Here is a 25,613-nt window from a genome sequence, read left to right on the forward strand (position 1 = left end):
GTTACGACGTCCAAAGCTCTGCTATGTTTTTAACCGCCTTTCGCGGAACCTGGCGAAAATCGCCTCTCTCCGCGCCTACTGCCAGGAGCGCAACCATGCGAATCAATCCCTATCTGATCTTCAACGGCAACTGCCGCGAAGCCTTCACTTTTTACGAACAAGCCTTGCAGGGCAAACTCGAAGCGATGATGACTTTCGGCGAAACACCCGCCGCCGCACAAGTACCGAAAGAGCACCACAACCTGGTCATCCACACCTGCCTGAAAGTCGGCGACCAGATGATCATGGCCTCCGACACCACGCCCGACCGCCCAACCGGCGGCATGAGCGGTTGCTCGATCTCCCTCAACGTCGACAGCATCGCCGAAGCCGAGCGAGTGTTTGATGCGCTGGCCAAGGACGGGCGCGTCGACATGCCGCTCGAGGCGACGTTCTGGGCCGCCCGTTTCGGCATGCTGGTCGATCGCTTTGGGGTCTCCTGGATGGTCAATTGCGAGAGCGACAAGTGACGCTGACGTATCGTCAGGCATGAAAAAGCCCAACCGTTTCAGGTTGGGCTTTTGGGTTTATCGCTGGGCCAGCTCATGCCGCACGCATTGTTCGTAATAGGTCTGCTTGACTGCCGCCGGCTTGAGCTTCGAAGTGCTGTTGTAGGTCTGCTCGGTAATGCCCATCGCCGTCATGCGCATCCACGGTTGCTGGAACTTGCGCACCTGCAACTGCTTGCGCGCGCCATACAACGAGATCCCCGAGAGCTTCGACTGTTGCGCCCCGGCAGCGATGTCCGAGCCCCAGGTACAGGCAAAACGATGACTCTTGCTCAACTCCCTCGCTTCAATGGCCGAAGCAAAGGCAGCCAGGGAAAGCGTTGCAACGGTTATGACAATCGTCCGCATATAGCCAACCTAACCTTTTGAAAAAAGGCGAGTTTGCCGGGGAAGCTCAGACCTGGGGGCCAGCAAATTGCCGCATGCGCGCGAAGCCAGCCGTTCGTCCAATGAGCAGCACCTTGGTGCGCCTGGTGCCTCCAATGCGGTACACCCCTCACCCAAGGCCAGAAAAATGGACAACAAGATTGCAACCCTGATGCTTGCTAGCCTGATGCTGGCTGGCTCTGCCTTGACACTGGCAACCGAGAAAGCAGGATCGGCCGCACCACCCACGGCCATCCCAGGCGTCAACCCATCCAGCAACACATCTGAATCAAACGAAGAAAAAGCCAACAAGAAAGGTGAAGAAGCCTCAGGTTCGAACTCGGGTGCAGAATCGAAAGAAACCGAGAAAGACGCAGCAACTTCCAGCGACTCGAAAGATATTCAGCGCAAGCCAAACCAGTAACCACTGGATTGACCGACAACGAACGCCGATCATGCTGGGTATCGCCAATCCCCTGCAGATGAATGAAAGTATGCCCAGCAAAGAAGCGCAAACCCAGGCACCCGCGACCGCCGCTGACATCGAACGCTCGATCCAGGCCCTGAACAAAATGGCGGAACGTTTATGGGGCGATGGCCGAGAGGCAGAGGCAAAGGCGCTTCTGGATGCACTGGATGCATTAAACCGGGCCCTGGACCGGATCAGGATTGGTGAGAGCCGGAGGGTTCTGCATTGAGGCGTGGCTTTTTGGCTGCGCACAGCATAGTCGTCCCGCAAAACTCACGCGCATGAAAAAGGCCAATGTCATCAACATTGGCCTAAGTCATTGAAATATACGGTTGGGACGGAGTGATTCGAACACTCGACCCCTAGCATCCCATGCTGGTGACCGTATCGACATAAGCTATTGTTTTTTAAGGATAATTACCTGTTTTAAGCGTAACAAAACATCCGTTTTTTTGTGCTTATGCAAACGAAAACACGTGGCCTTCAGAGGAGGTTTTGCGCAGTTGAGATAGATCAAGGCGAGTGTCATTTGCTGGTCTATGCTGCTGTTGCCTGGACTGATCCAGGTCTGCCAAAAGGGAAATTGCAATGGGTGATGATCTGCGCAACCGTGGACCGCAAGACCGGGCTCGCGTAAACACGTCTGAAGCCTGGGAGGTAAAATACTGGTGCAATGAGTTTGGCGTGACTGAGGAACAACTGAAGGCTGCTGTTAAAGCCGTTGGCCCGATGGTTGTCGACGTCCGCAAGAAACTCGGCAAATAGTGCACTTGGCCTCGCGCTCGGCGCGGGGCTTTTCATCGCTGAGAACCACCATGTCAAGGTGACTATGAAACAAATGCAAGGTGCTGATTTTATAGGGAAACATTACAAAACAAGCATGGTAAAAAATCGCCATTACAGCCTATAAGAATCAACAACTTAGCGCTGTATTTTCCTACAGTGCTTTGCCTCTCCACGGCGTTCTGCCGACCGAACACCAATCCAAAATCCTACAGCTCGTCGCATCACCCTCGCCCACCTGCCCCGCCTGAATTACTGTATGCATGAACAGTATCAAGTAAGGCGCCCACGTGGATCCCCTCTATATAGAAGAAACCGACGACTGGCTCGGCTCCCCGACGCCGCTCGAAACCTGCCGACAACAGCTCAGGCTCTACGAAAATGAGTTCGATGAATTGAACCGGCAGCTCCGCGAAGAGCGGGAACGGATATTCAAGTTGGTCGAGATGCACTCTGAAGCCGTCCAACAGCGTGACTGGTACATGGCGACACTGAGGGAAAAGGCGGCAGAAATTGCCAATCTACGCCGAGAAATTTCAAGTCTGCGCCCACCGTTCTCCACGGCACGACCATCACGGCACATCCTTAAAGAAGACGTGCCCGCCCAACTTGAGCGTCTGCTTTGCCTTCGCTGCCCATGCTGGCGCCTTAATGCTGGTGGCGTAGTAATGCGTGGCGCCGCCAGTGGGGTCCGGCACCTTGCCGTCGATCACCTGGTCTGCGGCAATCCGGCATTGCGCCAGCTCGCGGAACAGGATCTGCTTCACGCCGATCAGGAACTGATAGTTCGGGTCGGTCTTGTTCCAGCAGCTGAACTGGTACGGCTTCTGGCAGACGCCAGCGTAGCCCTCGCCCCACCACGAATTGGTCTTTCCATCAAAAACACGGTTGCGGATCGTCCAGGGCACGGCGATCTGACCGGCCGTGCCCTCGCCGCGCCGCCCGGGCCAAGACCATGCAGGTGGTGAATCATCAGCGTGATGGCCTCGCCATGTTCCTCGATGCCGCTCCAGACCATCAGCTCAGCAAGAGCTTGGCGCGTAGCGGGCAGGGTGTGGAACCGAACCTCTACTTCGCCGCGGCTCTTCCTCTTCGCCGCGGCTTTCTCTGACCGTTCCGCGTTGCTCTTGGCCATGGCCTACCTCTTCAATTCCGCTGGCCGGCAAGTCCAGCCAGGTCTGTCGGCGGCGCGTGGCCGCCCGGTTGATGGTTCGCTTCACTGAGGCCCCGGAAAGTTGATGCTGTTCTCGCGGGCGATTAGGCGGGCGCGCTTCGTTTCCATGCCCATCTCTTTTGCTGCCTCGATGACGGTCAGTCCTTTGTCGGCCAGCGCCTTCAACTGCGGCGCCAGTTTGTCGCGTTCGGCGCGCAGCCTGGCTGCGTGGGAGGTGCCGAACATCGCGTCCCGCACACCGGTTGCGCCGGGGTCGACCCGCTTGACCTTGTTGCCGGCGCCGAAGAACGCGTCCAGCTGCTGGTTCAGGTTGTCTATCAGCTGGTCGCGCGGGTTTGGAAGTGGGACGCCGATCATTGTTGATCACCCGTCGGCATGCGCTTTACACCGCTGGCGCGCGATTCCAGTTCCTGCGCGTAATTGACCGCCTCCTTGTAGCTGAAGCGGAAGCCCCGCACCTTGTCAGTTGCCAGCTCCACGATGTGGTACGCCTTTTCACCTTTGGGCACGACCTGGTAGCGAATCTTCTGCACGGGAGGTTCCTTGCCGATCAGTGAATGGCGACAAAATGCGAATGCTCACCGCCGACGAGAACCTGCTGGCAATGTCCTTCCCAGCCGACACGAAGCGACCAGAAAACCACCGCCTGACGGTGCACATGGCCGGGAACGCTGTTCCGCCACTGGCTGGTCGACGCGTAATCGAAGCGTACCTAGCGGCCGCGTAGTCACAGCCATGGCAATGCTGAAAGCCAATCGGCAAGTCGCATCAGCATATGGCTGAGCAGTTCGACGAGTACTTGATAAATCACTTCTGCGATCAGTCGTTTCATTCGTTAGTGCTCCGGCTCGTTGGATGACCCATCGTGCCTTCACGACAAAATCGCTTGTATACCTCCCGCCCCTCCATCGCCCGGGCATGCCCCGGCATAGGACGCCCCATGCCCACAGAAAACAAAACGGCCGACGCGCTGCCGACATTGGCGACCGGCGCCGCGCTTGATGCTTCGACCTGGAACGACTTCCTCGAGCGCCTCCGTTATCACTGCAACGGTGCAGGCGTAAGTGGCACCACACTGCAGCCGCGATTTTCACCGTGCAGACCAAGCGAATCGATTACGGCTACGAGATCGACTACGCGGAAGGTCGAGTTGTCTGTCTGGAGGATCGACGCTGGTTCAGCCCGAAAGAATACTAGGACGATCTCGACGACGAGGAGCGCGCTGAAATCGACCAAGCGCTGATGGCCGATCGGGAATGCAGCTTTATGGATCTGGACGAGTACGACCAGTGGGAATATCTCGCTGAGTGCGATGACCACACCGTCACCGGCTGGAACAAGCGGTGGGAGATCGTGAACAGCCACTTCACTCGGGATGCCGCCGAAGCTTTCATCCGTCGTAAGCAGCACGACTATGGCGAAATGCGTGTCTACGTCGAATCGCAGTACTACGCTTGGGAGTTCGAAGCCATCAAGGAAGCGATCCTCGACGGCACGCTGACCTACACGCCGAAGGTGGCGACGTGAGCGCTTCATCCGCAGTAAGTTCGAAGCCTAGCTGATCCTGCTGGCCGCGAAGATCCTCGAAGGTCGGAACGTCCACCGCTCACCTGTCGTCTCCCGCCGCGATAACAACAGGATGTACGGCATGGCCGAAGAGCTCGAAGACATCGCCGAACGCATCAGTAACGAATACAAATAACCCTTCCCCTTCTAAGTCAGACGAAAATGAGGAGGAATTTAACGTTGAAGAAAATGATGATAAGCGCCGTCAACAGCCCAGGTGATCGCATGACACCCAGTAGTACGTAAAAAATGGGGTTAAATACTGTGCCGGTCATGAAAAGAAGCCAAGCGGGGAATCTTAAAGGCGCGGGGTCAAATAGCGCCCAGACAGTGAGCCCGAGCCAAACAGCCCAAAAAAGATACATCGTCACGCCATCTACCCGGAAAAACGCCCGCTTAAACGTGTGTCCGACTTTATCTGACTCGTTGAGCATCTGGGCCACCGCTATAACCGATTCATATCGATAGTAGCCGCAGCTGCCAAAACCTCTACTCCCTCCCCTTCAAAGTCAGCCGCTATAGCGGCAAGGACGAAGTCATGTCTGAAGAAAAGAAACAAACAGGGCCAGACCACTTTCGCTACGTCGACCACATCGACCCGGAGGGCGTAACTATCGTCTGCCGAAAATACGTTGTGATCCGGGAAAGCGAGCATTGCTACTGGATCGTCCCTGAAGGCTCGGAAGGCTGGGCGCGGGCGAGGCAGACGGCTACAGGCAAGACATTCAAGGACGCGAAGCGGGTATCGAAGGATTCATGGCGGCGATTCGCGTACCCAGAAAAAGAAAAAGCGCTCTCCTCCTACAAGGCGCGCAAACGGCACCAGCTTGGGCACGCTGAACTCGCCCTTGAGCGTGCGAAAGCAGTTCTCGCCTACATCAAGGAAATTGAGGCGATCAACGACGAGCATCTGTGCTCGGGCGGCGACTACATCAAACTGCTCAACTGGACGGACTGCTGATGACTATTTCAACCAAACCGAAAGAACGGCCGATCCTGTTCTCGGCTCCGATGGTGCGCGCCATTCTGGATGGCAGGAAGACGGTCACGCGTAGGGCGGTGAATCCGCAGCCAGTGCTAACCGAAGGATCGGGCTTTTCGTGGAAAGACCATCTGTTCGGTTGCGGATCTGACGATCGCGAGACCGCCCGCAACTTCTCCAAACATTGCTGCCCCTTCGGCAAGCCCGGCGACCGGCTGTACGTCCGTGAAACCTGCTTCATCAATGACTATCGCGAAGCCGGCGTGCCAGTGAACGAGCGGGCAAGTTGCGAAATTCACTACCGGGCTGACGGCATCCCAGAATTTGAAGGTGAAGAGGAACTGATTCGTTGGCGCCCGAGCATCCATATGCCGCGCTGGGCCTGCCGCATCCTGCTGGAGATCACCGACGTACGCGTCGAGCGGTTGCAGGACATCAGCGAGGAACAGGCCCAAGCAGAAGGCTGCTTCTTCACCGACTACGGCAAAGCCTGCTTTCACGGCGGCAAAGGTGTCCGAGACGCCGCTCACTGCGAACTGCCGGAATCCACTCACCAGCAGCGCAATGGCTGGATGTGGGACAAAACGACTAATCACGAACAGTGCCTCGATTCGGCACGCAACGCCTTCGGCAACCTGTGGCAAACGACTGGCGGCGACTGGGCCGCCAACCCGTGGGTCTGGGTCGTCCAGTTCAAGAGAGTTCAGCCATGATCTTCGCCCCCGCTCTACATGGCCTACCTGATCTACAGGGGGCCGTGGCGATGAAGTCAGGTTCTTTTTTTCGTCGCCAAGCCAGCAACCATCAGCACCAGCCCCGGAATCCAAAGACCCGGGGCAGTAATCGCAACGCCACAGACAGTCAGCGGCAGACCGGATAAGAACAACGAGTTTTGAAATGCCTTTTTCATAGATGCCTCTCCTTAAGAAAACACCTCATTTAACCACAAAGCCTGCCGGCGTAAGGCCAAGCCGCGGTTAATCACTCAAAACCAATTCAGGACTCGCAACACTCTCGCGAATGTTCGCTCGCCTGCCCCGCACGTCAGCAAGACAAGGCCGCTTCCAGCGACGACAAAAATAAAACCTCCAACTGCATCGACGGCGATCAGAAATATTCCCAGCGCCAGGAATGCGGCACCGAGCACAGCCAGCGCCGTCCGGCTTTGCTTCTGCTCCGGATACTTGTTGAACATTCGTTTACTCCGCATCAATTGCGCATCGATCAACTGTAGACCAGGCGCAACCATCCAATAGCAACCAACTTCTGCCGCCACGCGCGGCATGGAGCATCACCAATGAAAAAAGAACTGATCAAGATCAGTGAATTCCAGCGCCGGCGCTGGGGTGAAAACGGCACACCACCCTGCCCCCAAGCGATCCGCAACTACATCCGCAACGGCAAGGTGCCCGGCGAGCAAATCGGAAAACTCTGGTACGTTGACTGGACGGCGTTCAGCAAGTCGGCAGGAAACGACCTGGTCGCGATGGTATTGAAAGGAGCTGCATGATGGTCCCACGGCCGCGCAACAAGGCGAACAAGAGCCTACCGCAGAACCTGTATTTCGATTCGCGGCGCTCAACCTATCGCTACCGCCGGCCCACCGACGGTAAGTGGTTCCAGTTCGGCTCCGACCGGATCAAAGCGATCGACGCCGCGAAGCAGCTGAATCTGGAATTCATGCGCGGCGCTGACCTGGTCGGCGCCGTGATGGGCAGCACATCAGAATCGTTTACCGGCTTCCTCGACGCATACGAACGCGACGTGCTGCCGCCGAGGGAGCTGGCGAAAGGAACCTTGGCACTGTACGCCGTGCACTTCCGCCGCTTCCGGAAACAGTTCGAAGGCAAAGCGGTCGACCAGATCACGATCCGCATGGTCGCGGAGATGCTGGACGCCCTCACGCTGCGCACTGCCAACCAATGCCGAGCCCTGCTGATCGATATCTTCAATCACGCAGTGGCCAAAGGCCTGTGCCCGGACAACCCGGCGGCCAGCACCATCAACCGGATTGAGAAGAAGCAGCGCAAGCGACACACCGTCGAAGGCCTGAAGGCCATCCGGGAAAAGTCACCGTTCTGGCTGCAGAACGCTATCGACCTGGCACTGATCACCGCACAGCGCCGGACGGACATTTTGAACATGCGGTTCGACGGTGTTCGGGAAGGTTTTTTGTATGTGGTTCAGCAGAAGACGGCCAAGGCCAGCGACGCGGCGTGGATCCGGTTCAAAGTGACCGAAGAACTCCAGGCGGTGATCAGCCGTTGCCGGGATGACATCGTCTCACCGTACCTGGTTCACCGTCGGCCCGATCGCAAAAAGCAGAAGCAGGTGCAGACAAAGGAACACTGGACTCAGGTGGAAGAGCGATATTTGACGCGAGCCTTCAAAGAGGGCCGGGAAGCGGCGGGTTGTTACAAAGGATGGAAAGAAGAGGAAATGCCGGGCTTCCACGAAGTGCGAGCGCTATCGCTGCACCTGTATCAGAAGGCCGGAAAAGACGGTCAGAAGATCGCCGGCCAGGCCAGCGAAACCATGACGAAGAACTACCAGAAGGACCATGCCGAAATCGTCTGGTCGGAGGCAATCCCTGACCTGAATATCAGCGAAATCAACGGGTAGTTTTGCGCGGGTTTTGCGCAGGCACAAAAAAGCCGATCTAGATGATCGGCTTAAGTGCCTGATTTTACTCAGGAATAATGGTCGGGACGGAGTGATTCGAACACTCGACCCCTAGCACCCCATGCTAGTGCGCTACCGGACTGCGCTACGCCCCGACTGGTTTGGAACCTGCCCTTCACCTCGAAGAGCGCTCAAGAATATAGCGCAAGCTTTTGAAAACTGGAAGTATTCAAACGCAGCTTTTTATTTCTTGAGCACCACCAGTACATCCTCAAGCTCAGCGATCATCTGGCGGATCATTTGCTTGTATTGGGTGGTGTCGTCTTTGGCTTCATCGCCGGACAAACGCAGGCGCGCGCCGCCGATGGTGAAACCCTGATCGTAAAGGAGCGCGCGGATCTGCCGGATCATCAGCACGTCCTGGCGCTGATAATACCGGCGGTTTCCGCGGCGTTTGACGGGATTGAGCTGAGGAAACTCCTGCTCCCAGTAGCGCAGCACGTGTGGTTTTACCGCACACAGCTCGCTGACTTCACCAATGGTGAAGTAGCGTTTGCCCGGGATGACGGGTAGTTCGTCGTTATGACTTGGTTCCAGCATAAGCCTCAACTCGGGCCTTCAACTTCTGCCCTGGACGAAAGGTGACCACACGGCGAGCCGTGATAGGGATTTCTTCCCCCGTTTTCGGGTTGCGGCCAGGCCGCTGGCGTTTGTCCCGAAGGTCGAAATTGCCGAAACCGGACAATTTGACCTGCTCGTTGTCTTCAAGAGCGTGCCTGATTTCCTCGAAAAACAGCTCGACCAATTCCTTGGCTTCCCGCTTGTTCAGGCCCAGCTCTTCATACAGACGTTCCGCCATCTCAGCTTTCGTCAAAGCCCCCATACGTCACTTCCTTAACGTGGCGTTCAACCTTTGTTCGAGCGAGGTGAGGATATTTTGCGTCGTCGAATTCACCTCATCGTCATTAAGAGTGCGCGATGGATGCTGCCAGGTCAAGCCAACTGCAAGGCTTTTTCTATCAGGATCAATGCCTTTACCCTGATACACGTCAAACAGCCTGAGATCCGTGAGCCATTCGCCTGCATTTTCACGAATTACGTCGAGTACAGCCGAGGCCGCGACGTCTTTGTGCGCGATCAGTGCAAGGTCACGACGCACTTCAGGAAAACGCGACAACTCGTGGAATTGCGGCATTTTTCCGGAAGCGACTTCAGCCAAAACCAGCTCGAAGACGAATACCGGACGATCCAGGCCCAAGGCTTTGGACAGTTCAGGGTGAATCGCACCGATGAAGCCGACTTCACGCCCATCACGTTCAATGCGCGCGGTTTGACCCGGGTGCAGCGCCGGATGTTTGCCCGGAGTGAAAGTGAAGGCGCCCAACGCACCGGCATAACCCAGCACCGCTTCGACGTCAGCTTTCACATCGAAGAAATCGATGCTGTCGCGACCCTGTGCCCAACCTTCCGGCAGGCGGCTGCCGCAAACAACACCCGAAAGCATCGGCTCTTGTTTCAGACCTTCCAGCTGACCGATGAAGCGCAGACCGCTTTCGAACAGACGCACACGATCCTGCTGACGGTTCAGGTTGTGCTGCAACGCCTTGACCAGGCCCGGCCACAGCGACGAGCGCATGGCAGCCATGTCATTGGAAATCGGATTGGCCAGCAGCAGCGGCTCAACGCCCGGGTTGAACAGTTCGAACTGCTTCGGATCGATGAAGCTGTAAGTGATCGCTTCCTGATAACCACGGGCAACCAACAGACGACGCAACTCAGGCAACTCGCTGCGCGCTTCAGCTTTGGCTTGTGGCGCCAGACGCGCTTGCGGGTAACGAACCGGCAGACGGTTGTAGCCGTACAGACGCGCCAGCTCTTCGATCAGATCGACTTCCAGGCTGATGTCGAAGCGATGGCTTGGCACTTCTACGCGCCACTGCCCTGCTCCATCAGCGGAGATCTTCAGGCCCAGGGCGCTGAGCAGACGCTCGACCTGCGCCGAATCCATTTCCATCCCCAGCATCTGGGTGATGCGCTGTGCACGCAGGGTGATCGGCGCGATCGACGGCAGGTGTTGCTCGCTGACGGTCTCGATGATCGGGCCGGCTTCACCACCGGCGATTTCCAGCAACAGGCCAGTGGCGCGCTCCATGGCTTCACGGGCCAGTTGCCAGTCCACACCACGCTCATAACGATGCGAAGCGTCGGTGTGCAGGCCGTAGGAGCGAGCCTTGCCAGCCACAGCGATCTGGTCGAAGAACGCACTTTCCAGGAAAACGTCGCGCGTAGTCGCGGACACACCGCTGTGTTCGCCCCCCATTACGCCGGCAATCGCCAGAGCGCGAGTATGGTCGGCAATCACCAGCGTATCGCTACGCAGGCTGACTTCCTGACCGTCGAGCAGCACCAGCTTCTCGCCGTCTTCCGCCATACGCACGCGGATGCCACCGTTGATTTCGGCGAGATCGAACGCGTGCAGCGGCTGACCCAGCTCGAGCATCACGTAATTGGTGATGTCGACGGCAGCGTCGATACTGCGCACTTCGGCGCGGCGCAGTCGTTCAACCATCCACAGCGGGGTCGGCCTGGACAGGTCAACGTTACGGATGACACGCCCCAGGTAACGCGGGCAAGCGGCAGGCGCCAGCACGTCTACCGGACGTACTTCGTCGTGCACAGCCGGAATCGCCATGACCACCGGACGGGTAACCGGAGCGGCGTACAGCGCACCCACTTCACGGGCCAGACCGGCCAGCGACAGGCAGTCGCCACGGTTCGGGGTCAGGTCGACCTCGATGCTGGCGTCTTCCAGATCCAGATACACACGGAAATCTTCGCCCACCGGCGCATCGGCCGGCAGCTCCATCAGACCGTCGTTGCCTTCACCAATCTGCAGCTCGGCTTGCGAGCACAGCATGCCGTTGGACTCGACGCCGCGCAGTTTGGCCTTCTTGATCTTGAAGTCGCCCGGCAGTTCGGCACCGATCATGGCGAACGGAATCTTCAGGCCCGGACGCACGTTTGGCGCACCGCACACGACCTGGAAGGTTTCCGCACCATTGCTGACCTGGCACACACGCAGCTTGTCGGCATCAGGGTGTTGCTCGGTGCTCAGCACCTCGCCGACGACCACGCCGCTGAATACACCGGCGGCCGGGGTCACGCTATCGACCTCCAGACCCGCCATCGACAGACGAGCAACCAGCTCGTCGCGACTTACCTGCGGGCTAACCCAGCCACGCAGCCATTGTTCACTGAATTTCATCCTGCTCTCCTAAGAATTCGTTACGACTAGCGAAATTGCGCGAGGAACCGCAAGTCGTTGTCGAAGAACAGACGCAAGTCGTTCACGCCGTAACGGAGCATGGCCAGACGCTCGACGCCCATACCGAAAGCAAAACCGGAGAACTCTTCCGGATCGATGCCGGACATGCGCAGCACGTTCGGGTGGACCATGCCGCAGCCCATGACTTCCAGCCAGCCGGTCTGCTTGCAGACGCGGCAGCCTTTACCGCTGCACATCACGCATTCCATATCGACTTCAGCGGATGGCTCGGTGAACGGGAAGTAAGAAGGACGGAAACGTACGGCCAGCTCTTTCTCGAAGAACACCCGCAGGAATTCTTCGATGGTGCCTTTGAGATCGGCGAAATTGATATCGCGATCGACCAGCAGGCCTTCGACCTGGTGGAACATCGGCGAGTGGGTGATATCGGAGTCGCTGCGATACACACGGCCTGGGCAGACGATGCGGATCGGCGGTTGCTTGGACTCCATGGTGCGGACCTGTACCGGCGAGGTATGGGTGCGCAGCAACATGTTCGCGTTGAAATAGAAGGTGTCATGCATCGACCGGGCCGGGTGGTGGCCTGGGATGTTGAGCGCTTCGAAGTTGTGATAGTCGTCTTCGACCTCAGGGCCTTCGGCGATGCCGTAGCCGATGCGGGTGAAGAACTGCTCGACTCGTTCCAGAGTCCGGGTCACCGGATGCAGACCACCGGAGGTCTGGCCACGGCCCGGCAACGTCACGTCAATGGATTCGGCAGACAGTTTGGCAGCCAGTTCGGCTTCTTCAAACAGAGCCATGCGCGCATTGAGAACGCCTGTGACACGTTCCTTGGCAACGTTGATCAGGGCACCGACTTGCGGACGCTCTTCTGCCGGCAAATTCCCCAGGGTCTTCATCACCTGAGTCAATTCACCTTTTTTGCCAAGGTATTGAACCCGGATTTGCTCCAGGGCATTGATATCTTCAGCGCTTTGCACAGCCTCTAGTGCTTGAGAGACCAGCGCATCCAGGTTTTCCATGTACAGACTCCAGATACAAAATAGGGGAAGAGCTTGAAGGCTCTTCCCCTATTTATGACGTTTAACACCTGACCCCACAGAGGTGGGGCCGGGTGACTGTCGGGGGTACTTAAGCCAAGGTGGCTTTAGCTTTCTCGACAATCGCAGCAAACGCCGCTTTTTCGTTCACTGCCAGATCAGCCAGAACCTTACGGTCGATCTCGATGGACGCTTTTTTCAGGCCAGCAATGAAACGGCTGTAGGACAGACCGTTAACACGAGCACCAGCGTTGATACGAGCGATCCACAGAGCGCGGAACTGACGTTTTTTCTGACGACGGTCACGGTAGGCGTATTGGCCTGCCTTGATTACCGCTTGCTTGGCAACACGGAATACGCGGGAGCGTGCGCCGTAGTAGCCTTTAGCAAGTTTCAGAATTTTTTTGTGACGCTTACGGGCAATGACGCCACGCTTTACACGAGCCATGAGTTACTTCCTCTATTCTTGACTAAAATTAACGAAGGCGCAGCATGCGCTCGACTTTTGCCACGTCAGACGGATGCAGCAAGCTGCTACCGCGCAGTTGACGCTTACGCTTGGTCGACATTTTGGTCAGGATGTGGCTCTTGAAAGCGTGCTTGTGCTTGATACCGTTAGCAGTTTTCAGAAACCGCTTAGCAGCACCACTTTTGGTTTTCATTTTTGGCATGTTCGGATACTCCGCATTCAGTTGATAAACATAATCAGAAGGCCTGCCGTGCCCTGTTGATTACTTCTTCTTTTTCGGGGCGATGACCATGATCAGCTGGCGTCCTTCCATCTTAGGATGCTGTTCGACCGAACCGTACTCGAGCAGGTCAGCTTCAACCCGCTTGAGGAGTTCCATCCCCAGCTCCTGGTGGGCCATCTCACGGCCGCGGAATCGCAAGGATACCTTGGCCCTGTCCCCGTCACTCAGGAAACGTACCAGGTTGCGCAGTTTTACCTGGTAATCCCCTTCCTCCGTCCCTGGACGAAACTTGATTTCTTTTACCTGAATCTGCTTCTGGTTTTTCTTCGCTGCTGCAATCTGCTTCTTCTTTTCGAAGATCGATTTGCCGTAGTCCATCACCCGGCAAACCGGTGGGACTGCGTCAGCAGAGATTTCTACCAGATCAAGCTTTGCTTCTTCAGCAATACGAAGCGCTTCATCAATCGAGACGATGCCAATCTGCTCGCCATCAGCGCCAATTAACCGAACCTCGCGTGCCGAGATATTCTCGTTGATCGGGGCTTTCGGTGCAGCTCGTTTATCTTGTCTCATTTCACGCTTAATAATAATTACTCCGAATCTGGGCGACCACGCCGGGAAACCGCTTGCGCGAGAAACTCAGCGAACTGGGCGACGGGCATCGAGCCCAGGTCAGCACCTTCACGAGTACGCACAGCGACAGTCTGCATCTCGACTTCCTTATCTCCGATAACCAAAAGATAGGGAACCTTGAGCAAAGTATGCTCGCGGATTTTAAAGCCGATCTTTTCATTTCTCAAGTCGGACTTGGCACGAAATCCGCTTTCGTTGAGAGTTTTTTCAACCTGAGCGACGAAATCTGCCTGTTTATCAGTGATATTCATGATCACTGCCTGGGTTGGCGCCAGCCACGCAGGGAATGCACCTTCGTAATGCTCGATCAAAATCCCGACGAAACGCTCGAACGAACCGAGGATCGCCCGGTGCAGCATCACTGGGTGTTTGCGGCTGTTGTCTTCGGAGACGTATTCGGCGCCGAGACGGACAGGCAGGTTGAAATCGAGCTGCAAGGTACCACACTGCCAGACGCGACCGAGGCAATCTTTCAGCGAGAACTCGATTTTCGGACCGTAGAACGCACCTTCACCCGGCTGCAGATCATACGGCAGACCTGCGGAATCAAGGGCTGCAGCCAGTGCTGCTTCGGCGCGATCCCACAGCTCGTCGGAACCTACGCGTTTTTCCGGACGAGTGGACAGTTTCATCTCGACATCGGTGAAGCCGAAGTCGCGGTAAACATCCATGGTCAGTTTGATGAACGCTGCGGATTCAGCCTGCATCTGCTCTTCGGTGCAGAAAATGTGGGCGTCGTCCTGAGTAAACGCACGTACCCGCATGATGCCGTGCAAGGCACCCGACGGCTCGTTACGGTGGCAGGCACCGAACTCGGCCAGACGCATCGGCAGCTCGCGGTAGCTCTTCAAACCCTGATTGAACACCTGCACATGGCATGGGCAGTTCATCGGCTTGATGGCGTAGTCGCGGCTTTCCGACTCGGTGGTGAACATGTTGTCGGCGTAGTTGGCCCAGTGCCCGGATTTCTCCCACAGGCTGCGGTCAACGACTTGCGGCGTCTTGATCTCGAGATAGCCGTTGTCACGCTGCACCTTGCGCATGTACTGCTCGAGCACTTGATACAGGGTCCAGCCGTTCGGGTGCCAGAACACCATGCCCGGTGCTTCTTCCTGGGTGTGGAACAGGCCCAGGCGCTTGCCGATCTTGCGGTGATCGCGCTTTTCCGCTTCTTCGATGCGCTGAATGTAAGCCGCCAGCTGCTTCTTGTCTGCCCAGGCAGTACCGTAAACGCGCTGCAGCTGCTCATTCTTGGCATCACCGCGCCAGTAGGCACCGGACAACTTGGTCAGCTTGAAAGATTTCAGGAAGCGAGTGTTCGGCACGTGCGGGCCGCGGCACATGTCGACGTATTCTTCGTGGTAGTACAGGCCCATGGCCTGCTCGTTCGGCATGTCTTCGACCAGACGCAGCTTGTAGTCTTCGCCGCGAGCCTTGAACACTTCGATCACTTCGGCGCGCGGAGTGACTTTCTTGATGACGTCGTAATCCTTGTCGATCAGCTGATGCATGCGCTGTTCGATGGCGGCCATGTCGTCCGGAGTAAAAGGACGCTCGAAGGCGATGTCGTAATAGAAGCCTTCGTCGATAACCGGGCCGATGACCATTTTCGCAGTCGGATACAGCTGCTTGACCGCATGGCCAACCAGGTGCGCGCAAGAGTGGCGAATGATCTCCAGCCCCTCTTCATCCTTTGGCGTGATGATTTGCAGCGTCGCGTCGCTGTCAATGATGTCGCAGGCGTCGACCAGCTTGCCGTTGACCTTGCCGGCCACGGTGGCCTTGGCCAGGCCGGCACCAATGGATGCGGCGACCTCGGCTACGGAAACCGGGTGATCGAATGAACGTTGACTGCCGTCGGGAAGAGTAATAGTTGGCATGGCGCCTCCTCTCCTAGTGGTGACCCCTACCAAAGGTCACGTGGGTTGGGATGAGCCAGTACAAGATCCGATCCAGGCCATTCAATGACGAACGCCTGCCTTACAGCGGCAGGAGCCTTGCGGCCAACCGGAAAACCGAACCAGAGTGACTGGGATTCAAATCAGGGTTTCGCACGCTGACCGCTTCGGGGCTGAAGGCCATCCGGAGCCTGAGAACGCTTGAGCCCGGCATGCTAGCACAGATGAGCGGTCATCGAGTCGAAGGATTTTCAGTGCTGAAGATTTGTGCATTTTTGCGGCGCAAAGTGAACTTGGGATATACGCTTTGCCTCAAATAAGCTGAGAATCGTCGCCGATATCAACCCAAGGAGTTTCCGACATGCGCCTTATCCGACTTTTTGCTTACGCGGCCCCGCTGGCCCTGCTACTGCCGCTGAGCGCCAACGCGGCCTGGCCTGCCGGTGTCAAAGCCCAGTACATGAACGACTGCACCGCCGCAGCCAGCAAGAGCGTCAATCCAGCCGAAGCCAATAAACACTGCGCCTGCGGTGCCGATGTGCTGGAAAAGAAATTCACCACACAAGAGATCGCGCAACTGATGGACAAGAACACCCCGCCAAGTGGTGAACTGGGTCAGCGCGCACTGAAAGAAATCTCGGTTTGCCGAGTGCAGAAATAAGCGCTGACGAATGTTTTTTCGGGCATCCGGCAGACCAAAAAACGCCAAAAAGACCCCGAAATTGATAATTTACGCAGGTTTTATAGCTTTTTTTACACCCTCTTCTTTCGGCCACAAGCCACTGAAACCGGGGCTTGCAGACATTTCAGAGGTTGAAATCGATGCAATATGAAAGCAAACAGCACGTCCGGGGGGCTACCAAAGCGAACATTTCGACTATGATACCCGGGTGTGCCCAGTTGGCCTGAGCAGCACAGTACTACTGAAAATATATGTTTCTTGGAGATACACCATGTCTAATCGCCAAACCGGCACCGTTAAATGGTTCAACGATGAAAAAGGCTTCGGCTTCATCACTCCTCAAGGTGGCGGTGACGACCTGTTCGTACACTTCAAAGCTATCGAATCCGACGGTTTCAAAAGCCTGAAAGAAGGCCAGACCGTCTCTTTCGTGGCTGAGAAAGGCCAAAAGGGTATGCAAGCTGCACAAGTTCGCCCAGAGTAATTTCCCGGCGCACTAAAAAAACCCCGTCCATGTGACGGGGTTTTTTATGCCTGCAACAAAAGCGCTCTGCGATCAACCGCAGCTGACGCGGGTGACCACCAGGTTGTTGTCGGTGTTCAGATTCAAGCGATCGGAGCGGTATTCCAGCGTGATCATGTCGGTTGGCTTGAGGAAACGGGCGTTTTGCGCGCCAGATTTGGCACGCGCCTGATCGAGCAGTTCCGGCGAAGCCTTTTTACCGATGGCAAATTCCGCTGCCTTTGCTTCACAGCGGCTGTGACCGGCATCGGTCGCCACAGGATCCTTTGCCGACTCGCTGGAGGTCGTGCTGCAACCGGCCAACATGGCAACGGCCATAAGTGCACCCAGAGACGCGAACTTCAAAGGCATGAAGCCTCCTTCTTTCAAATGGTTAAGCTGAGATCGTGCGACCGCCAATCTGGCGTTTGGTTTCACAACCAATGCTGCCACCCTGCCCCACGATCCGGAAAAACGCTGAGTCTGCCTGAAGAGCGTGCAGCGCATCCTCACACAATCGTCACCGAATATTAACGAAGCTCAATAGACGTCGATATAATCGAGCGGCGGATTCGGCCAGTTGTCTTTCAGCGCATTGAAAATCTGCATCACCCAGACTTCATCACTGGCCGCGACATTGCCGACATACCCCGAACCCTTGGCCCAGGTCTCCAGGCGAAAGAGCAGGCCATCAATATCCTGCCCGCCGGTCACACCGGACGAAATATAGGCAATCCCACCCTTGGTCACACGCAGCTGCGTATGCACATCATCGCTGGCCGACGCGAGCAACTGGCGCACAGCGTCGAGTGTGAGGCCGTCGGGGGAGTTCAAATCGATCTGCACAGCACATTCCTTGGTTCAGCCGGAAAAGACCAAGTGTCGCATAGCGTCGCGCCCATGCCTAAGTCGCAGTGCCAAACGCCCGACAAAGTGGTTAACTCGCGCTCAGACACTCCCGACTTTTCGAGCGCACTCATGAGCACCGTAAGCATCTCCGCCGACATCAAGGTTCTTTGGCCGAAGGGGCACAGTTCGTATAGCCCGGGCAGTTCGGAGGAGCTGGCGCTGATCAGCATCGATCTGCTGGTCAAGACGATGGGAACCCAAGGCGCACAAACGTTTATCGCTCAAGTGTTCGAGCGGTACCAGCATGACGACAAGAGCACGCAGGACACGGAGAGGGATTAAAAACCCGCTGGCTTGCACCTGCGGGTCCTGGCATTACTTCAAGCGCTTCAGACGCTCAGTCAGCAGATCGAAGAAACCTTGGGCATCGCCATTCTCGACCCAAAATGCGTTTTTCGGCTGTTTCAGACCGTCGTACCAGTCGACCACGGTCTGACCGAACGTGATCCCCTCACGGCTGTCGATGGCCACGTTCACCGAGCGACCAGTGAAGAGCTCCGGCTTGAGCAGGTAAGCAATGACGGTAGCGTCATGCACCGGGCCACCCGGAATGCCGTAGTGCTCCATGTCGCCCTTGATATACTCGTTGAGGATGTCGCCGACAATCTTGCTCGCATTGTTGTTGAGCGCGGCAATCTGCTTCAGGCGGGCGTCGCTGGTGAGGATCTTGTGGGTCACGTCCAGCGGCAGATAGGTCAGTTTTACACCGCTCTTGAGTACCACTTCTGCCGCTTGCGGGTCGGCAAACAAGTTGAATTCGGCCACCGGGGTGATGTTGCCGCCATTGAAGTGCGCGCCGCCCATGATCACCACTTCCTTGATACCGTTAACGATCTCCGGCTCCTGGATCAGCGCCAGCGCCAGGTTGGTCTGCGGGCCAAGCATGGCGATGGTGATGCTGTGCGGCTTGGCTTTTTTCAGGGTATCGATCAGGTAGTTGACCGCACTGCCTTCGGCCAGGCCTTTTTTCGGCTCATGCACGGTGACACCCGACAGGCCTTCCTTGCCATGGATGTTCTCGGCGTAGATTGGCGTACGCATCAGCGGCTTCGGCGCGCCGGCGTAAACCGGAACATCCTCGCGCCCTGCCCACTCGCGAGCCAGGCGCGCGTTGCGCGACGTCTTGTCGAGGCGTACGTTGCCGGCCACGGTGGTCAGTGCGCGAATGTTCAGTTCATCCGGCGAAGCCAGGGCGAACAGCAAGGCGACCACGTCGTCGGCACCCGGATCGGTGTCGATGATCAGGTCGATCTTTTCAGCAGCCTGAGCGCTGGTGGCGGTAATAAAAGACAAAAGCAGCAGACTCCGAAGCAATTGATGGAGTTTTTGAGCATAGCGGTGCATGGCGCATTCCTTGTGCTGATGAAAATGAAAGGGTCGAAAATCCGATTAGAACGTTACTCCGGCCACCAGCACGATGTTGCAGTACGGCTGACATTCGCCTGTACGAACAATCGCCCGTGCCTGTCGGCTAAGGACCTTGAATTGCTCATGCGTCAGCAGATCGCGCCGACCGAGGGCGCCCTCTTCTTGCAACTCGTCCAGCACAACCAGGGCGGTCGGCTGCTTGTCGAGGATTTCGTTGGCCAGCACATGGCTTTCCACCTGCATCTCGCTGAGCACGACTTTCAGGGTACTGACGAAATCCGGAACGCCGTGGGTCAGCGCCAAATCGATCAATTCAACGCCAGGAGGAACCGGCAGTCCGGCGTCACCGATCACCACCATGTCGCCATGCCCCAGGGAGGCGATCAGCCGCGACAACGCGACGTTGAGCAAAGGAGTCTTTTTCATGCGGGTTTGAACGCCTGTACGTCGGACATGGTGGGAATGGAAGGCTGTGCGCCGGCCCGGGTCACAGATAACGCTGCAGCGACTTGCCCGTAACGGATCGCCTCAGCCTCGGATTTGCCACTGGCGAGCGCTGCGGCAAAACCACCCACAAAGGTATCGCCCGCGGCGGTGGTATCGACCGCCTTCACCTTGGGCGCCGGGAAATGCTCGAAATCTTTGCCATTGGCAAATAGCGAACCTTGCGCGCCGAGGGTAACGATGACCTTGCCCGCGCCCATGGCGATCAACTGGCTGGCAGCGCTTTCTGCGGCCTCCAGCGAATCGACTGGCAACCCGCTCAACGCAGCGGCTTCGCTTTCGTTGGGAATCAGGTAATCGATGGCGGTAAACCAGTCTGCCGGCAACGGACGACTGGCCGGCGCCGGGTTTAAAATCACGGTTTTGCCCAGCTCACGCGCACGCTTGAGCGCATGCCCCACCGTTGCGTCCGGGATCTCCAGCTGGCAGATAATCACGTCGGCCGCTTGCAGCACCGCATCAAAACGGTCAATCACCGCCGGGGTCATTGCACCGTTGGCGCCAGCGACGATCACGATGGCGTTCTGACTGTTGTCATCGACCACAATCAGCGCCACGCCACTGGAGTCGGCAACCGTGCTCACCGCCTGACAATCGATCTGCTCGGCCAGCAATGCGTCGCGCAATTGCACGCCGTAGTCATCGTTGCCAACACAGCCGACCATCGCCACCTGCGCACCCAGGCGCGCAGCAGCGACTGCCTGATTGGCGCCCTTGCCGCCGGAAACGGTGGCAAAGGAATGACCGATCAGCGTTTCACCACCCTTTGGGAGCCGTGGCGCCCGGGTGACCAGATCCATGTTCAGGCTGCCTATTACCACTACATTTGCTGGCATACATCACTACTCGTCAATTCGATTTCAGCGGTACTCGGTGAACACGCCTGACAGCGGTGCAGTCGATTCGCGCAAGACAATACTCGGGGTCACGATTCGTTGATCGGTGACCAGACTCGGGGTAGCAATCCTTCGCAGCAGCACTTCGGCAGCCATCTCGCCCAACTGCAGGATCGACTGACCAACGGTGGTCAGCGCCGGGTACACATAACGGCTCATCTGGATATCGTCGAAGCCGATCACCGACAGCTCGCTTGGCACGCGCACATTGCGCTCGGCCGCCGCACGCAGCACACCGATACCGATCATGTCGTTTCCGGCGAAGATCGCGCTCGGCGGATTGCTTTCAAGCAGGATCGCCGCCGCGTTGTAGCCACCGGTACTGGTGAAATCGCTTTCCAGCATGCGTTCGGGCCGCACGGTGATGCCCGCCTCCTGCAGCGCCCGACAAAAACCGGCCTGACGCATTTGCGCCACGCTGGTGCTCGACGGACCACCGATGGTGGCGATGTCGCGATGGCCCAGCTCCAGCAGGTGCCGCGTCGCCAGATAAGCGCCATATTCATGGTCGATGCGCACCAGATCGGCGTCGACGCCATCCAGCCCGCGGTCGACGATGACCATCGGCGTTTTCACCCCGGCCAGCCCTTGCGCGAGCCCGATGTCGCCACCGGCGGAGGCGACGATCAGGCCGTCAATGCGCTTCTCCAGCAGCACCCGCAAATAGCTGCGCTGTTTTTCCGGGTTATCGTCAGAGTTGCAAAGGATCACACAATAGCCGTTACGCTCGCAGTAATCCTCGATACCCCGAGCCAACTCGGCAAAATACGGGTTGAGGCTGTTGGGCACCAATAAGCCAATGGTCGCAGTGGTCTTGGCTTTCAGTGAACGCGCCACGGCACTTGGCACGTAATCGAGGCTTTTGATGGCCGCCTCGACCTTCAACCGCACCTCCTGACTGACCGGGCGTGTCTTGTTCACCACGTGAGAAACCGTGGTGTAGGAAATCCCCGCGAGCGCCGCCACATCCTTGATCGTTGCCATGACTTAGCCCCGTCGACTGGCGCGTTGACTGCGATAAGTATCGAGTACCACCGCAATGACGATCACCGCACCGGTGATGATGCGCTTGGTCGGCTCGGTCGCACCGATCTGCGCCAGACCGGCGGCGAGCACCGAAATGATCAACACGCCGAAGAAGGTGCTGATCACCGAACCACGCCCCCCCATCAGACTGGTGCCACCAATGACCACCGCAGCGATCACTTGCAGTTCGAGGCCGGAGCCGGCATTCGGATCCGCCGCTTCCAGACGGGAAATCTGGAACAGCGCGGCGATGCCCGCGAGCAGCCCCATCAGGCTGAACACCAGAATCTTGTACGGTTTTGGATTGATCCCGGCCAGACGCACCGCTTCTTCGTTGGTGCCGATGCCGATCAGGTAGCGACCGAACACGGTGCGGGTCAACACCGCTTGCGCAATGAAGATCACCAGCAAGGCAATGATGAACGACGGCGAGATACCGAAGGCGATCGGGTTCGATAGCCAGGCAAACGAATCACCGATGTAGGCGGTGCGCGAACCGGTCATCTGATACGCCAGGCCACGGGCCATTTCCAGCACACCGAGCGAAACGATGAATGACGGAATACGCCACGCCACAGTGATCGAACCGGTCACCGTACCCGCCAGTGCAGCCACCGCCATTCCAAGCAGAGCGGACGGCAACACGCTCCAGCCCCAGCCGAGAATCGCTACGCTGACTGTCGAGGCGGCAAGCGCCAGCACCGAACCGACCGACAGGTCGATGCCGCCGATGATCAGCACGAAGGTCATGCCCACCGCCAGCACCATCAGATCGGGGATCTGGTTGGCCAGCGTGCTGAAGGTGTCATAGGACAGAAAGTGGCTGCTCATGACCGAGAACAACGCCACCATCGCCAACAAGGCACCCGCCAGGCCCAGATAGGTGCCAAGACCGTAGAAATTGCCACCACGTTTGCCGGCAGAAGATGCAGTTTTCATGGGAGTTCCCTAGGCGCCGCTTCATTGAGCTGCGCATCACGTTTTTGGTAGCCGGCGAACGCGGCAGCAAGCAAATCATCCTGGGTCCAGCTGTCGCGCTCGAAGGTGTCGATCAAACGCCCTGCCGACAGAACGCCGATACGGTCGCAGATCAGCATCAGCTCGCGCAGGTCACTGGATACCACCACCAGCGCCTTGCCCTGACGTGTCAACTCGCCCAGCAAGGCATAGATATCGAACTTGGCACCCACATCAATGCCGCGAGTCGGCTCGTCGAACAACAGCACTGAGCAATCACGCTCCAGCCAGCGACCGATCACGACCTTCTGCTGATTGCCGCCAGACAGCTCGGAAACCAATTGGGTCGGGCTCGAACTGCGGATGCGCATGGCGTTGATCTGACGCTGCGCCAAGGAAATTTCGTTGCTGTTATTGACGACCCCGACCCGGGAAATTTCCGGCATGTTGCCCAAAGCAATGTTGGCGCTGATCGACTGACTGAGCAGCAGGCCTTCACCCTTGCGGTCTTCGGTGATCAGGGCGATGCCGTGTTTCACTGCATCAACCGGCGAACGCACACTGACCTCCTGCGCCGGCGAACCCAGCGCGATCGTGCCGCTGTTGGCCAGGTCGGCACCGAAGATCAGCCTTAGCAATTCAGTGCGCCCGGCTCCGATCAGCCCGGAAATCCCGAAAATCTCGCCAGCACGCACTTCAAAGGAAACATCGCGCACCTTGTCGGAGCGGGTCAGGCCCTTGACCGTCAGGGCTGGCGCGCCAATCTTGCGCGGGCCCATGTCAATGTGTTCGCCCAGCTCACGGCCGACCATCAAGGTCACCAACTGCTCACTGTTATAGTTGGCCATCGGTTCGACACAGACCAGATTGCCGTCCCGCAGCACAGCAATGCGTTGCGCGACGCGCGCCAGCTCTTCCAGGCGGTGGGAGATATAGATGATCGCAACGCCTCGCGCCTGCAAACGGGTGATCTGCTCAAAGAGCATTTCCACTTCACGGGCAGTGAGCATGGCCGTCGGCTCATCAAGAATCAGCACATGACAATCGCCGATCAGGTTGCGCGCGATCTCGACCATCTGCTGATGCCCGATCCCCAGTTCGCCCACCAAGGTATCCGGGTCAATGGCATCAAGACCAACCTGCGCCATGGCTTCGATGGCGGCCTTGCGCAATTGCTTGCGACTGATCCAGCCGCCGTTGCTGGGCAGGTTGTCGAGAAACAGGTTTTCCGCCACCGACAGGGTTGGCAGCAGATTGAGTTCTTGCATGACCATGCGCACGCCCAGCTCTTCAGCCTGGGTACGGCTGCCGGGGCGGTAGTCTTTGCCCTGGAACTGCATCTGGCCTGTGGTCGGCGTAACCAGACCACCAATGATCTTCGACAGCGTGCTTTTACCGGCACCATTCTCGCCGGTCAGCGCCAGCACTTCACCGCGCATCAGCGTCAAGTCGATGCCCGTGAGCACCGGCTGCGCATAGGTCTTACCGATACCGCTGACCGAGAGGACAGCGTTCGGGGCGGAAACTGACATAAAAACTCTCCATGCGCTCGTCCGGACGGACGAGCGCCGTTGTGTCGCCGGAAGACTTACTGGGTGACCAGCTCGACTGGCGTTTCGATCACGCCATTGGCGCCGCTGTCGACTTTTTCGCCCTTGAGGATTTTCAGCGCGGTCTCAATACCGAACACAGCCTGCTTGGCAGCGAACTGATCGGCCGTCGCCAGCACACGACCGTCCTTGAGCATCGGCTTGATCGCGTTGATATTGTCGTAACCGACCACTTGTACCTTGCCCGCCTTGCCGGCAGCGCGCACAGCGGAAACAGCGCCGACGGCCATGCTGTCGTTACCCGCCAAGAGCGCTTTCACATCCGGGTATTCGCTGAGAATCGAAGCAGCAACCTTGTTGCCCTTGTCGATTTCCCAGTCGCCCGATTGCAACGAGACCACCTTGATCTGCGCCGCGTCCATCGCATCCTTGAAGCCGGCGGTGCGCTGCTGGGCGTTGGTGGTGGTGGACACACCTTCGATGATGCCGACTTCGTCACCGGCCTTCAGTTGCTTGGCCAGGTACTCACCGACCAGACGCGCACCCTTGCGGTTGTCCGGCCCTACGAATGGCACACTGATATTTTTGCTTTTGACGATTTGCGGATCGAGCTGGTTGTCGATGTTGATCACGGTGATGCCGGCATCGACGGCTTTCTTGATCACCGGCACCATGGCCTTGGAATCGGACGGTGCGATGACCAGCGCGTTGACCTTGGCCAGAATCATCTGCTCGACGATGCGGGTCTGGCCGGCGGTATCGGTCTCGTCCTTGATGCCGTTGGAGATCAGGTCGAAATCAGCGGAGTGTTCTTTCTGGTACGCCTTGGCGCCATCTTCCATGGTCAGGAAGAATTCGTTGGCCAGGGATTTCATGACCAATGCGACTTTGGGTTTTTCCGGGGACTCGGCGAAGGCCGAAGAGACAGGTAGTGCGGCGGCTGCAGCAGCCAGCATAGCGACAGCAAGAAGACGTCCAGCGAATGGCAGCTTCATGGGTTCACTCCGATCTTATGATTATTGTGAGCAACGCTCGCGCTGGCGTAAGCTTCAGCGCTCTCTTCCGGCCAATAGTGTACCGGGGAAGCCGCGCAAACGTTTGCGTAGACCGAACTATGCGAATCCCGCTGACATTTGTCAACAATCAGAAATCATCGTTTT

The 25,613-nt window shown here is 57.5% G+C and carries 35 protein-coding genes, 1 tRNA gene and 2 pseudogenes; 13 read left to right on the top strand and 25 right to left on the bottom strand.

Features of this window, described 5'->3' with window-relative positions; translation table 11 throughout:
- Positions 1–95: 95 nt before the first annotated feature.
- A complete protein-coding gene (locus B1722_RS14870) occupies positions 96–509 on the top strand; it encodes a VOC family protein (protein WP_086793168.1) in 414 nt (137 codons plus the stop codon).
- Between the two features lie 57 nt (positions 510–566).
- On the opposite strand, the gene B1722_RS14875 is transcribed toward B1722_RS14870, so the two are convergent.
- Positions 567–896, bottom strand: a complete 330-nt coding sequence (locus B1722_RS14875; RefSeq protein ID WP_007961262.1) for a hypothetical protein — start codon at positions 894–896, stop codon at positions 567–569.
- A 166-nt stretch (positions 897–1,062) separates the two neighbouring features.
- On the opposite strand from B1722_RS14875, the gene B1722_RS14880 reads away from it, so the two are divergent.
- The 3 genes from B1722_RS14880 (at position 1,063) to B1722_RS14890 (ending at position 2,148) form a co-directional block, all read left to right on the top strand.
- Positions 1,063–1,338, top strand: coding sequence for a hypothetical protein (locus B1722_RS14880; protein WP_086793170.1), 276 nt, complete (start codon positions 1,063–1,065; stop codon positions 1,336–1,338).
- A gap of 70 nt (positions 1,339–1,408) precedes the next feature.
- Complete coding sequence (locus B1722_RS14885; RefSeq protein WP_041066334.1) at positions 1,409–1,612, top strand: hypothetical protein; 204 nt, start codon at positions 1,409–1,411, stop codon at positions 1,610–1,612.
- Between the two features lie 359 nt (positions 1,613–1,971).
- A complete protein-coding gene (locus B1722_RS14890; protein WP_081730194.1) occupies positions 1,972–2,148 on the top strand; it encodes a DUF3606 domain-containing protein in 177 nt (58 codons plus the stop codon).
- A gap of 590 nt (positions 2,149–2,738) precedes the next feature.
- Here the strand turns inward: B1722_RS14890 and B1722_RS14900 are convergent.
- From B1722_RS14900 to B1722_RS14915, 4 genes and pseudogenes are all read right to left on the bottom strand, one after another.
- Entirely contained in the window at positions 2,739–3,074 is a 336-nt protein-coding gene (locus tag B1722_RS14900; protein WP_256578853.1) for a cell wall hydrolase, read from the bottom strand.
- Positions 3,075–3,100: 26 nt separating this feature from the next.
- Positions 3,101–3,301 (bottom strand): annotated as a pseudogene (locus B1722_RS29865) (hypothetical protein); the annotation flags it as partial.
- A gap of 81 nt (positions 3,302–3,382) precedes the next feature.
- A complete protein-coding gene (locus B1722_RS14910) occupies positions 3,383–3,697 on the bottom strand; it encodes a hypothetical protein (RefSeq protein ID WP_086793174.1) in 315 nt (104 codons plus the stop codon).
- Positions 3,694–3,873 (bottom strand): hypothetical protein, encoded by a 180-nt coding sequence (locus B1722_RS14915; protein ID WP_086793175.1) that lies wholly within the window; start codon positions 3,871–3,873, stop codon positions 3,694–3,696. Before B1722_RS14915 ends, B1722_RS14910 begins: the two co-directional genes overlap by 4 nt.
- A gap of 20 nt (positions 3,874–3,893) precedes the next feature.
- On the opposite strand from B1722_RS14915, the pseudogene B1722_RS29870 reads away from it, so the two are divergent.
- The 4 genes and pseudogenes from B1722_RS29870 to B1722_RS14940 all read left to right on the top strand — a co-directional run.
- Positions 3,894–4,067: pseudogene (locus B1722_RS29870) on the top strand (DNA cytosine methyltransferase); the annotation flags it as partial.
- 539 nt (positions 4,068–4,606) lie between these two features.
- A complete protein-coding gene (locus B1722_RS29875; RefSeq protein ID WP_256578854.1) occupies positions 4,607–4,867 on the top strand; it encodes a hypothetical protein in 261 nt (86 codons plus the stop codon).
- 577 nt (positions 4,868–5,444) lie between these two features.
- A complete protein-coding gene (locus B1722_RS14935) occupies positions 5,445–5,867 on the top strand; it encodes a hypothetical protein (protein WP_086793178.1) in 423 nt (140 codons plus the stop codon).
- Complete coding sequence (locus tag B1722_RS14940) at positions 5,867–6,601, top strand: hypothetical protein (RefSeq protein WP_086793180.1); 735 nt, start codon at positions 5,867–5,869, stop codon at positions 6,599–6,601. Before B1722_RS14935 ends, B1722_RS14940 begins: the two co-directional genes overlap by 1 nt.
- Positions 6,602–6,657: 56 nt before the next feature.
- Here B1722_RS14940 and B1722_RS29595 read toward each other — a convergent pair whose 3' ends face one another.
- Positions 6,658–6,798, bottom strand: a complete 141-nt coding sequence (locus B1722_RS29595; RefSeq protein WP_176393377.1) for a hypothetical protein — start codon at positions 6,796–6,798, stop codon at positions 6,658–6,660.
- A 75-nt stretch (positions 6,799–6,873) separates the two neighbouring features.
- Positions 6,874–7,173, bottom strand: coding sequence for a hypothetical protein (locus tag B1722_RS14945; RefSeq protein WP_256578855.1), 300 nt, complete (start codon positions 7,171–7,173; stop codon positions 6,874–6,876).
- Positions 7,174–7,185: 12 nt separating this feature from the next.
- On the opposite strand from B1722_RS14945, the gene B1722_RS14950 reads away from it, so the two are divergent.
- Positions 7,186–7,398 carry a hypothetical protein gene (locus B1722_RS14950; protein ID WP_086793184.1) on the top strand — a complete coding sequence of 71 codons (213 nt, stop codon included), beginning with the start codon at positions 7,186–7,188 and terminating at the stop codon, positions 7,396–7,398.
- Positions 7,398–8,510: a phage integrase Arm DNA-binding domain-containing protein gene (locus B1722_RS14955; RefSeq protein ID WP_086793186.1), complete on the top strand. Its 1,113-nt coding sequence runs from the start codon at positions 7,398–7,400 to the stop codon at positions 8,508–8,510. The genes B1722_RS14950 and B1722_RS14955 overlap by 1 nt, the downstream gene beginning before the upstream one ends.
- Positions 8,511–8,588: 78 nt before the next feature.
- On the opposite strand, the gene B1722_RS14960 is transcribed toward B1722_RS14955, so the two are convergent.
- From B1722_RS14960 to thrS, 9 genes are all read right to left on the bottom strand, one after another.
- Positions 8,589–8,665: transfer RNA gene (locus tag B1722_RS14960), tRNA-Pro, on the bottom strand.
- A gap of 88 nt (positions 8,666–8,753) precedes the next feature.
- The gene (locus B1722_RS14965; RefSeq protein ID WP_003179985.1) at positions 8,754–9,110 is read right to left on the bottom strand and encodes a MerR family transcriptional regulator; all 357 of its coding nucleotides are present in this window, start codon (positions 9,108–9,110) and stop codon (positions 8,754–8,756) included.
- Entirely contained in the window at positions 9,091–9,393 is a 303-nt protein-coding gene (gene ihfA / locus B1722_RS14970) for an integration host factor subunit alpha (RefSeq protein ID WP_002553164.1), read from the bottom strand. Before ihfA ends, B1722_RS14965 begins: the two co-directional genes overlap by 20 nt.
- A gap of 3 nt (positions 9,394–9,396) precedes the next feature.
- The gene (gene pheT / locus B1722_RS14975; RefSeq protein ID WP_041066169.1) at positions 9,397–11,775 is read right to left on the bottom strand and encodes a phenylalanine--tRNA ligase subunit beta; all 2,379 of its coding nucleotides are present in this window, start codon (positions 11,773–11,775) and stop codon (positions 9,397–9,399) included.
- A 26-nt stretch (positions 11,776–11,801) separates the two neighbouring features.
- Positions 11,802–12,818 (bottom strand): phenylalanine--tRNA ligase subunit alpha, encoded by a 1,017-nt coding sequence (gene pheS / locus B1722_RS14980; protein ID WP_003226365.1) that lies wholly within the window; start codon positions 12,816–12,818, stop codon positions 11,802–11,804.
- A gap of 109 nt (positions 12,819–12,927) precedes the next feature.
- Positions 12,928–13,284: a 50S ribosomal protein L20 gene (gene rplT / locus B1722_RS14985; RefSeq protein ID WP_002553161.1), complete on the bottom strand. Its 357-nt coding sequence runs from the start codon at positions 13,282–13,284 to the stop codon at positions 12,928–12,930.
- Between the two features lie 28 nt (positions 13,285–13,312).
- On the bottom strand, positions 13,313–13,507 hold the full coding sequence (gene rpmI / locus B1722_RS14990) for a 50S ribosomal protein L35 (protein WP_002553160.1): 195 nt from the start codon (positions 13,505–13,507) through the stop codon (positions 13,313–13,315).
- Positions 13,508–13,567: 60 nt separating this feature from the next.
- Complete coding sequence (gene infC / locus B1722_RS14995) at positions 13,568–14,119, bottom strand: translation initiation factor IF-3 (protein ID WP_170929410.1); 552 nt, start codon at positions 14,117–14,119, stop codon at positions 13,568–13,570.
- The gene (gene thrS, locus B1722_RS15000; RefSeq protein WP_007961251.1) at positions 14,119–16,041 is read right to left on the bottom strand and encodes a threonine--tRNA ligase; all 1,923 of its coding nucleotides are present in this window, start codon (positions 16,039–16,041) and stop codon (positions 14,119–14,121) included. The genes infC and thrS overlap by 1 nt, the downstream gene beginning before the upstream one ends.
- A gap of 379 nt (positions 16,042–16,420) precedes the next feature.
- Between thrS and B1722_RS15005 the strand changes: the two genes are divergently transcribed.
- Both B1722_RS15005 and B1722_RS15010 read left to right on the top strand, forming a co-directional pair.
- Positions 16,421–16,720: a hypothetical protein gene (locus B1722_RS15005; protein ID WP_041066136.1), complete on the top strand. Its 300-nt coding sequence runs from the start codon at positions 16,421–16,423 to the stop codon at positions 16,718–16,720.
- A 292-nt stretch (positions 16,721–17,012) separates the two neighbouring features.
- Positions 17,013–17,225, top strand: a complete 213-nt coding sequence (locus B1722_RS15010) for a cold-shock protein (RefSeq protein ID WP_003179963.1) — start codon at positions 17,013–17,015, stop codon at positions 17,223–17,225.
- Between the two features lie 72 nt (positions 17,226–17,297).
- Here B1722_RS15010 and B1722_RS15015 read toward each other — a convergent pair whose 3' ends face one another.
- Together B1722_RS15015 and B1722_RS15020 are read right to left on the bottom strand one after the other, a co-directional pair.
- Positions 17,298–17,615, bottom strand: a complete 318-nt coding sequence (locus tag B1722_RS15015) for an I78 family peptidase inhibitor (protein ID WP_086793187.1) — start codon at positions 17,613–17,615, stop codon at positions 17,298–17,300.
- Positions 17,616–17,783: 168 nt separating this feature from the next.
- Positions 17,784–18,089, bottom strand: coding sequence for a hypothetical protein (locus B1722_RS15020; protein ID WP_041066130.1), 306 nt, complete (start codon positions 18,087–18,089; stop codon positions 17,784–17,786).
- Positions 18,090–18,221: 132 nt separating this feature from the next.
- On the opposite strand from B1722_RS15020, the gene B1722_RS15025 reads away from it, so the two are divergent.
- Positions 18,222–18,434 carry a hypothetical protein gene (locus B1722_RS15025; protein WP_086793391.1) on the top strand — a complete coding sequence of 71 codons (213 nt, stop codon included), beginning with the start codon at positions 18,222–18,224 and terminating at the stop codon, positions 18,432–18,434.
- A gap of 33 nt (positions 18,435–18,467) precedes the next feature.
- Here B1722_RS15025 and B1722_RS15030 read toward each other — a convergent pair whose 3' ends face one another.
- Genes B1722_RS15030 through B1722_RS15060 form a run of 7 tightly spaced genes read right to left on the bottom strand, consistent with a single transcriptional unit; the run spans position 18,468 to position 25,448 of the window.
- Complete coding sequence (locus B1722_RS15030) at positions 18,468–19,496, bottom strand: nucleoside hydrolase (protein ID WP_086793188.1); 1,029 nt, start codon at positions 19,494–19,496, stop codon at positions 18,468–18,470.
- 45 nt (positions 19,497–19,541) lie between these two features.
- Entirely contained in the window at positions 19,542–19,946 is a 405-nt protein-coding gene (gene rbsD, locus B1722_RS15035; RefSeq protein ID WP_041066125.1) for a D-ribose pyranase, read from the bottom strand.
- Positions 19,943–20,860 carry a ribokinase gene (gene rbsK, locus B1722_RS15040; RefSeq protein WP_086793189.1) on the bottom strand — a complete coding sequence of 306 codons (918 nt, stop codon included), beginning with the start codon at positions 20,858–20,860 and terminating at the stop codon, positions 19,943–19,945. Before rbsK ends, rbsD begins: the two co-directional genes overlap by 4 nt.
- A gap of 24 nt (positions 20,861–20,884) precedes the next feature.
- On the bottom strand, positions 20,885–21,904 hold the full coding sequence (locus tag B1722_RS15045) for a LacI family DNA-binding transcriptional regulator (protein ID WP_041066120.1): 1,020 nt from the start codon (positions 21,902–21,904) through the stop codon (positions 20,885–20,887).
- A 3-nt stretch (positions 21,905–21,907) separates the two neighbouring features.
- Entirely contained in the window at positions 21,908–22,885 is a 978-nt protein-coding gene (locus tag B1722_RS15050; RefSeq protein ID WP_041066117.1) for an ABC transporter permease, read from the bottom strand.
- Positions 22,882–24,435 carry a sugar ABC transporter ATP-binding protein gene (locus tag B1722_RS15055; protein WP_086793191.1) on the bottom strand — a complete coding sequence of 518 codons (1,554 nt, stop codon included), beginning with the start codon at positions 24,433–24,435 and terminating at the stop codon, positions 22,882–22,884. The genes B1722_RS15050 and B1722_RS15055 overlap by 4 nt, the downstream gene beginning before the upstream one ends.
- Before the next feature lie 56 nt (positions 24,436–24,491).
- Positions 24,492–25,448: a sugar ABC transporter substrate-binding protein gene (locus B1722_RS15060; RefSeq protein WP_041066111.1), complete on the bottom strand. Its 957-nt coding sequence runs from the start codon at positions 25,446–25,448 to the stop codon at positions 24,492–24,494.
- Positions 25,449–25,613 lie beyond the last annotated feature (165 nt).

The organism is Pseudomonas sp. SCPG-7 (genome assembly GCF_002156405.1).
GTDB classification, from domain to species: Bacteria; Pseudomonadota; Gammaproteobacteria; order Pseudomonadales; family Pseudomonadaceae; genus Aquipseudomonas; species Aquipseudomonas parakoreensis.

Coding starts and splice junctions, on each gene's coding strand:
- B1722_RS14870 (WP_086793168.1), top strand. CDS start 96: ATGCGAATCAATCCCTATCTGATCTTCAACGGCAACTGCCGCGAAGCC.
- B1722_RS14875 (WP_007961262.1), bottom strand. CDS start 896: ATGCGGACGATTGTCATAACCGTTGCAACGCTTTCCCTGGCTGCCTTT.
- B1722_RS14880 (WP_086793170.1), top strand. CDS start 1,063: ATGGACAACAAGATTGCAACCCTGATGCTTGCTAGCCTGATGCTGGCT.
- B1722_RS14885 (WP_041066334.1), top strand. CDS start 1,409: ATGCCCAGCAAAGAAGCGCAAACCCAGGCACCCGCGACCGCCGCTGAC.
- B1722_RS14890 (WP_081730194.1), top strand. CDS start 1,972: ATGGGTGATGATCTGCGCAACCGTGGACCGCAAGACCGGGCTCGCGTA.
- B1722_RS14910 (WP_086793174.1), bottom strand. CDS start 3,697: ATGATCGGCGTCCCACTTCCAAACCCGCGCGACCAGCTGATAGACAAC.
- B1722_RS29875 (WP_256578854.1), top strand. CDS start 4,607: ATGGATCTGGACGAGTACGACCAGTGGGAATATCTCGCTGAGTGCGAT.
- B1722_RS14935 (WP_086793178.1), top strand. CDS start 5,445: ATGTCTGAAGAAAAGAAACAAACAGGGCCAGACCACTTTCGCTACGTC.
- B1722_RS14940 (WP_086793180.1), top strand. CDS start 5,867: ATGACTATTTCAACCAAACCGAAAGAACGGCCGATCCTGTTCTCGGCT.
- B1722_RS29595 (WP_176393377.1), bottom strand. CDS start 6,798: ATGAAAAAGGCATTTCAAAACTCGTTGTTCTTATCCGGTCTGCCGCTG.
- B1722_RS14945 (WP_256578855.1), bottom strand. CDS start 7,173: ATGCCGCGCGTGGCGGCAGAAGTTGGTTGCTATTGGATGGTTGCGCCT.
- B1722_RS14950 (WP_086793184.1), top strand. CDS start 7,186: ATGAAAAAAGAACTGATCAAGATCAGTGAATTCCAGCGCCGGCGCTGG.
- B1722_RS14955 (WP_086793186.1), top strand. CDS start 7,398: ATGGTCCCACGGCCGCGCAACAAGGCGAACAAGAGCCTACCGCAGAAC.
- B1722_RS14965 (WP_003179985.1), bottom strand. CDS start 9,110: ATGCTGGAACCAAGTCATAACGACGAACTACCCGTCATCCCGGGCAAA.
- ihfA (WP_002553164.1), bottom strand. CDS start 9,393: ATGGGGGCTTTGACGAAAGCTGAGATGGCGGAACGTCTGTATGAAGAG.
- pheT (WP_041066169.1), bottom strand. CDS start 11,775: ATGAAATTCAGTGAACAATGGCTGCGTGGCTGGGTTAGCCCGCAGGTA.
- pheS (WP_003226365.1), bottom strand. CDS start 12,818: ATGGAAAACCTGGATGCGCTGGTCTCTCAAGCACTAGAGGCTGTGCAA.
- rplT (WP_002553161.1), bottom strand. CDS start 13,284: ATGGCTCGTGTAAAGCGTGGCGTCATTGCCCGTAAGCGTCACAAAAAA.
- rpmI (WP_002553160.1), bottom strand. CDS start 13,507: ATGCCAAAAATGAAAACCAAAAGTGGTGCTGCTAAGCGGTTTCTGAAA.
- thrS (WP_007961251.1), bottom strand. CDS start 16,041: ATGCCAACTATTACTCTTCCCGACGGCAGTCAACGTTCATTCGATCAC.
- B1722_RS15005 (WP_041066136.1), top strand. CDS start 16,421: ATGCGCCTTATCCGACTTTTTGCTTACGCGGCCCCGCTGGCCCTGCTA.
- B1722_RS15010 (WP_003179963.1), top strand. CDS start 17,013: ATGTCTAATCGCCAAACCGGCACCGTTAAATGGTTCAACGATGAAAAA.
- B1722_RS15015 (WP_086793187.1), bottom strand. CDS start 17,615: ATGCCTTTGAAGTTCGCGTCTCTGGGTGCACTTATGGCCGTTGCCATG.
- B1722_RS15025 (WP_086793391.1), top strand. CDS start 18,222: ATGAGCACCGTAAGCATCTCCGCCGACATCAAGGTTCTTTGGCCGAAG.
- B1722_RS15030 (WP_086793188.1), bottom strand. CDS start 19,496: ATGCACCGCTATGCTCAAAAACTCCATCAATTGCTTCGGAGTCTGCTG.
- rbsD (WP_041066125.1), bottom strand. CDS start 19,946: ATGAAAAAGACTCCTTTGCTCAACGTCGCGTTGTCGCGGCTGATCGCC.
- rbsK (WP_086793189.1), bottom strand. CDS start 20,860: ATGCCAGCAAATGTAGTGGTAATAGGCAGCCTGAACATGGATCTGGTC.
- B1722_RS15045 (WP_041066120.1), bottom strand. CDS start 21,904: ATGGCAACGATCAAGGATGTGGCGGCGCTCGCGGGGATTTCCTACACC.
- B1722_RS15050 (WP_041066117.1), bottom strand. CDS start 22,885: ATGAAAACTGCATCTTCTGCCGGCAAACGTGGTGGCAATTTCTACGGT.
- B1722_RS15055 (WP_086793191.1), bottom strand. CDS start 24,435: ATGTCAGTTTCCGCCCCGAACGCTGTCCTCTCGGTCAGCGGTATCGGT.
- B1722_RS15060 (WP_041066111.1), bottom strand. CDS start 25,448: ATGAAGCTGCCATTCGCTGGACGTCTTCTTGCTGTCGCTATGCTGGCT.